Source organism: Oceanobacillus luteolus, from assembly GCF_042678205.1.
GTDB classification, from domain to species: domain Bacteria; phylum Bacillota; class Bacilli; order Bacillales; family Amphibacillaceae; genus Oceanobacillus; species Oceanobacillus luteolus.
Genome location: NZ_JBHUDE010000108.1, coordinates 1 through 6243 on the forward strand (window position 1 = coordinate 1; position 6243 = coordinate 6243).

Genomic DNA, 6243 nt, shown 5'->3' on the forward strand with positions numbered 1-6243 from the left:
AGGTGTCCTTTTTGTTTACTAAAATTATGATAAATAGAAAATAGCTTCGCGCAAAAAGCGCGAAGCTATTTTCTATTTACTGGGGTTTTGTCCCAGCCTCTTTTCTGATAATTAACCAATGGATCCTTCCATTTCGAAGTTGATTAATCTGTTCATTTCAACAGCATATTCCATTGGAAGTTCCTTCGTAAATGGCTCGATGAAGCCCATTACGATCATTTCAGTTGCTTCAATTTCATTTAATCCACGACTCATGAGGTAGAATAATTGCTCCTCAGATACTTTGGATACTTTTGCTTCGTGCTCAAGTGAGATGTTATCATTTAAGATTTCATTGTATGGAATCGTGTCTGATGTAGACTGGTTATCCATAATCAACGTATCACACTCAATATTTGCACGTGCTCCATCAGCTTTACGTCCGAAGTGCACTAGGCCAAGGTAAGAAACTTTACCACCATTACGTGAGATAGATTTAGACACGATGGTAGATGAAGTGTTTGGTGCCAAGTGATACATTTTCGCACCAGCATGCTGTAATTGTCCTTTACCAGCTAACGCGATAGACATAGTGTTACCTCTTGCGCCTTCACCTTTCAATAGAATAGCTGGATATTTCATTGTAAGTAATGAACCAAGGTTACCGTCAATCCATTCCATCGTTCCATTCGCATCTACTGTAGCACGTTTAGTAACTAAGTTATATACGTTGCTCGACCAGTTTTGGATCGTTGTATAACGGCAATATGCATCTTTTTTAACAATAATCTCAACAACTGCACTGTGAAGTGAAGCTGAAGAATAAGTTGGTGCGGTACAACCTTCTACATAATGCACAGATGCATCTTCGTCAACAATGATCAACGTACGCTCGAATTGCCCCATGTTTTCCGTATTGATACGGAAGTATGCTTGTAATGGAGTGGAGCTCTTAACACCTTTAGGTACATAGATGAAAGAACCACCTGACCATACAGCTGAATTTAACGCTGCGAATTTATTGTCAGAGTAAGGAACAACTGTACCGAAGTATTCCTTGAATAACTCTTCATGTTCTTGTAATGCAGTATCTGTATCTGTAAAGATGATTCCTAATTCCTTAAGATCTTCTTTCAAACTTTGGTATACAACTTCTGACTCATACTGAGCAGAAACACCAGCAAGATATTTCTGTTCTGCTTCAGGAATTCCAAGACGGTCAAATGTATCTTTAATCTCTTCTGGAACTTCATCCCATGTTCTACCTTGCTTTTCAGAAGGTTTAACATAATAAACAATTTCATCAAAATCTAAACCGGATAAGTCCCCACCCCATTGTGGCATTGGACGGGAATAGAAATGTTCCAATGCTTTCAGGCGGTAGTCCAACATCCACTCTGGTTCATTTTTCATTTTGGAGATTTCCTCAACGACAGTTCGAGTCAATCCTCTTTCAGTACGGAAAACCGAAACATCCTTGTCACGGAAACCATATTGATAATCTCCTACTTCAGGCATATTCTTAGCCATAAATCGTAACCTCCTTTAGGTATTTCAAAACCTTAATCCTCTTCTTGGACACCTTTTTCCAATGCTTTCCATGCTAAGGTCGCGCATTTGATCCGGGCAGGAAACTTGGAAACACCTTGAAGTGCAATAATATCTCCCAAATCAAAGCCTTCTGTATCCACTTCCTTACCAAGCATCATATCAGAGAATAGCTCCGACATAGCCAAGGCATCATCAATCGGTTTACCTTTTATCGCTTGGGTCATCATGGAAGCCGATGACATACTGATGGAACAACCTTCCCCATCAAATCGTGCAGATTTCACTACACCATCTTCAATCTGCAGCTGTAGCTGAATCCGGTCTCCACAAGTAGGATTATTCATATCGACAGTTAGGGATCCACCATCTGCTAGTCCTTTATTTTTAGGATTTTTATAATGATCCATAATTACTTGTCTATAAAGCGAATCTAAATTATTAAAAGACATCACCAAAATACTCCTTCGCTCGCAACAGCCCTTGAACGAGACGATCAACATCTTCCTCTGTATTATACAGATAGAAACTTGCCCTCGCCGTTGCAGTAACATCCAACCACTTCATCAGTGGTTGTGCACAGTGGTGCCCAGCGCGTACTGCAATTCCTTCCGCATCCAAAACAGTTGCAGTATCATGTGGATGAACTTCTTCGAGGTTGAAGGTGACAAGAGCAGCGCGTTCTTCAGGACCATATATGGTAATTCCATCTATTTCACGCATTTTCTCCATTGCGTAGGCTGCAAGTTTTTTCTCATGTTCCAAGATATTATCTTGACCAACTTCTTTAAGAAAATCAATCGCCGCACCAAGGCCGATTGCACCAGCAATGATTGGAGTCCCACCTTCAAATTTCCAAGGAAGCTCTTTCCAAGTAGAATCATAGAGGTTCACAAAATCAATCATTTCTCCCCCGAATTCCACAGGTTCCATATTTTCCAATAGTTCACGTTTACCATATAATACGCCAATCCCAGTTGGAGCGCACATTTTGTGTCCTGAAAAAGCATAGAAGTCCACATTTAAATCTTGTACATCAACTTCCATATGAGGGGCACCTTGTGCGCCATCTACTACAATAACTGCACCATTTTCATGGGCAATTGCAGCAATCTCCTTAATTGGGTTGACCGTACCGAGTACATTAGATACATGAGTAATAGCGACAACCTTAGTCTGTGGAGTGACAATTTCCTTGACGTCGTCCAATGATATGGTGCCATCCTCTTGTAACGGAATATATTTTAACGTTGCACCAGTAGCCTTTGCAGCCTGTTGCCAAGGAATGATGTTACTGTGATGCTCCATCGGCGTGATGACGATCTCATCGCCTTCTTTCAAGTTGGCTCTTGCATAACTCCAGGCTACTGTATTGATTGATGTCGTAGTTCCACGGGTAAAAATAATTTCAGCAGTGCTTTTTGCATGAATGAAAGCCCGAACTTTTTCTCGTGCACCTTCATATAGGTCGGTTGCACGATTACCTAGAGTATGCACGCCGCGGTGAACGTTTGAATTTGATTCCCTATAGTACTTATCCAAAGCTTCAATCACAGAAATTGGCTTCTGTGATGTTGCTGAGGAATCTAAGTACACAAGCGGATGTCCATTCACTTCCTGATTGAGAATCGGAAACTGTTCTCTAATGGCTTTTACGTCCATTAATTGATTTTCCTTTCAATCACATGTTTCAACTGTTGTTTCACAGAGTCAATCGGCAGTTGGGAAACAACTGGATCTAAGAATCCATGAATTAACAGGCGTTGTGCTTCATCATCAGTCAATCCACGACTTTTCAGATAATACATCTGTATTGGATCTACACGTCCCACGGATGCAGCGTGACCAGCTGTAACATCATCTTCATCAATTAGAAGAATTGGGTTCGCATCTCCACGAGCTTTTTCACTTAACATGAGAACACGAGACTCTTGTTCAGAGTTTGCTTTCGTTCCACCATGTTCAATTTTACCGATAGCATTGAATATTGCTGTCGATGCTTCTCTCATCACACCACGTTGTAGAATGAATCCATCAGAAGCTTTTCCATCATGATGCATGACAGATGTGAAGTTTTGTGTTTGGTTTCCACGTCCAACAGAAACAGCTTTTGCCTGAGATGTAGAGTTATCCCCTACTAAACGAGTTACGTTTTCAGAGATTGTATTTCCATCATTCATTTGTCCCAAAGCCCAATCAATAGTAGCATCTCTACCAGCAATACCACGACGGTTAACATAAGTTGTAGTTGCAGCTGCAAAGTTATCTACTGCACCATAAGCAACTTTCGCACCATCAAGAGCGTGTACTTCTGTAATGATATTAGCTACAGTCTCAGTTTCTGCATTATGAGAAAGATTGTTTTCTACATATGTGATTGAACTGTTTTTATCAACAACAACCAATACGTGGTTGATTAAAGTAATATCAGGATCTTCCTGCCAGAAGATTGTTTGGATTGGTGTTTCAATTTGTACGTTTTGTGGTACATATAGGAAAACACCACCATTAACAAGTGCAGCGTGAAGAGCTGTCAGTTTGTGTTCATTCACACTAACTCCATCTTCAGTCATGAAATATTTCTGCACTAAATCTCCATGCTCTCGAATAGCTGTGAGCAAATCAACGAAGATTACTCCTTTTTCTTTTAAATCCTCACTTAGAGAAGCATAAGCAACAGAATGGTTACGTTGGATAATTAGGTTTTCTGGAGCTTTATCTTCATCAAAGAATACTCTTAATTCTTCAGGTAAATCTTTAACGGAAGAAACTGCTTCACCTGTTTTGAACTCATGGTTGAAATCAGTGAAATTCCAATTTCTGATCGTTGTTTTATCAGGCTTTGGCATTTCCAGCTTTTCAGCCTGTTCAATTGCATCCAGACGGAAATTAAGCATCCATTCTGGTTCATTTCTATCTTTAGAAAACTGTTCAATATATGCCTTATCAAATGACAGTTTTGTTTCCACAGTCATGTTACTCCTCCTAACGTTTATGCATTTTCTACTGTTTCGTCTTCAATTCCTAACTCTTCTTTGATCCACTCATAGCCTTCAGCTTCTAGACGCTGCGCCAGCTCTGGACCACCAGATTTAACAACGCGGCCTTGCATCATAACATGTACATAGTCTGGTGTAATGTAGTTCAATAAACGTTGGTAGTGAGTAATGATCAATGTTCCAAAGTTTTCATCACGTAGTTTGTTGATACCTTTTGAAACTACTTTTAACGCGTCGATGTCAAGTCCTGAGTCGATTTCGTCTAAGATAGCAATCTCTGGTCTCAATAACATTAATTGAAGAATCTCGTTACGTTTTTTCTCTCCACCAGAGAAACCTTCGTTCAGATAACGAGTAGCCATACCTTTATCAATTTCTAAGTAATCTAGTGCCTCATCAAGTTCTTTAATGAATTGCATCAATGGAATTTCATCGCCCTCTTCACGACGAGCATTGATTGCACTGCGCAAGAAGTCAGATGTAGTTACACCACTAATTTCACTAGGATATTGCATTGCTAGAAACAGACCAGCACGTGCGCGCTCATCTACTTCCATTTCTAGTACATCTTCACCATTGAACGTAATGCTTCCTTCTGTTATTTCATAAAGTGGATGTCCCATGATTGCAGATGCTAAAGTAGATTTACCAGTTCCGTTCGGTCCCATGACTGCATGGAATTCTCCACCTTTAATTGTAAGGTCAACACCTTTTAATATCTCTTTATCTTCAATAGATACATGAAGATTTTTAATTTCCAATACTGAACCTGCCATAATTAATACCTCCAAATGCTATATTCTAGTTTTTCCGAGATGAATGTGAAATTCATTCTCAATCTATACTCATTACAATCTTAAAGGATTTCAAATTAATAATCAACCCATTCGGGCTTATGTCCATTAGATTGTATATTATCTGTCGAAAACCAAATAATCAAAGGATATTCAGCTCTCATACATTATAAATAAATGAATAAACAACCGTCCCCCTTTATTCGTTTTCTACTATAAAATGAAAAAAACAGTATGAGAATCTATCATCCTGTTTCTTCTATATTATATAATTATTATACACTATTTCACATTCTCATTTAAATTATAAGCCTGAAAATGGAATCTCCAGTTATAGCATATCATTCTCATTTAATCTCTAAAAATAAAATAAGCACAGCGATTCAACAAGTATGATCGAATCACTGTGCTTTTACTAGTTTAACTAGATTATTTTTCGAGTTGATTAGTTATTATTGTTGTTGTCACGTGAACGGGATCTTGCTTTGCCACCTTTTTCTCCAATTTCTTCATAGAACTCTTGGTCATGATTTCTGGAAGTGGCTTCCCCACCTTTACGCCCAATCTCTTCATAGAAGTCTTGATCATGGTTTTGTGAAGTTGTTTCTCCGCCTTTACGACCAATTTCTTCATAAAACTCTTGATCATGATTCTTTGAAGTTTGTTCTCCACCTTTTTGACCTATCTCTTGATAGAATTCTTGGTCATGGTTTCTGGAAGTGGCTTCTCCACCTTTTTGACCGATTTCTTCAAAGAATTCTTGATCGTGATTTCTTGCAGTAGCTTTGCCACCTTTTTCTCCTGCTTGCTGACGAGACATCGTAAACCCGTAATCAAACAACGCATACAAAAATGAAGCACCTCTTGCTAAGATAGAAATATCAATTGAAGGAGGTGCTTTTCTATGCCACATGAAGAACTAA

General features: G+C 39.0%; 6 protein-coding genes. All 6 read right to left on the minus strand.

Features of this window, described 5'->3' with window-relative positions; translation table 11 throughout:
* Positions 1–111: 111 nt before the first annotated feature.
* The 6 genes from sufB to ACFSBH_RS12840 all read right to left on the minus strand — a co-directional run bounded on the left by sufB (position 112) and on the right by ACFSBH_RS12840 (position 6140).
* Positions 112–1509, minus strand: a complete 1398-nt coding sequence (gene sufB / locus ACFSBH_RS12815; protein ID WP_251511534.1) for a Fe-S cluster assembly protein SufB — start codon at positions 1507–1509, stop codon at positions 112–114.
* A 32-nt stretch (positions 1510–1541) separates the two neighbouring features.
* Positions 1542–1979: a Fe-S cluster assembly sulfur transfer protein SufU gene (gene sufU / locus ACFSBH_RS12820; protein ID WP_251511533.1), complete on the minus strand. Its 438-nt coding sequence runs from the start codon at positions 1977–1979 to the stop codon at positions 1542–1544.
* The gene (locus ACFSBH_RS12825; RefSeq protein ID WP_379597868.1) at positions 1969–3189 is read right to left on the minus strand and encodes a cysteine desulfurase; all 1221 of its coding nucleotides are present in this window, start codon (positions 3187–3189) and stop codon (positions 1969–1971) included. The genes sufU and ACFSBH_RS12825 overlap by 11 nt, the downstream gene beginning before the upstream one ends.
* Positions 3189–4502 carry a Fe-S cluster assembly protein SufD gene (sufD, locus tag ACFSBH_RS12830; protein WP_251511531.1) on the minus strand — a complete coding sequence of 438 codons (1314 nt, stop codon included), beginning with the start codon at positions 4500–4502 and terminating at the stop codon, positions 3189–3191. The genes ACFSBH_RS12825 and sufD overlap by 1 nt, the downstream gene beginning before the upstream one ends.
* 17 nt (positions 4503–4519) lie before the next feature.
* Entirely contained in the window at positions 4520–5302 is a 783-nt protein-coding gene (gene sufC / locus ACFSBH_RS12835) for a Fe-S cluster assembly ATPase SufC (RefSeq protein WP_251511530.1), read from the minus strand.
* Between the two features lie 463 nt (positions 5303–5765).
* Positions 5766–6140, minus strand: coding sequence for a KGG domain-containing protein (locus tag ACFSBH_RS12840; RefSeq protein WP_379597870.1), 375 nt, complete (start codon positions 6138–6140; stop codon positions 5766–5768).
* Positions 6141–6243: the final 103 nt, after the last annotated feature.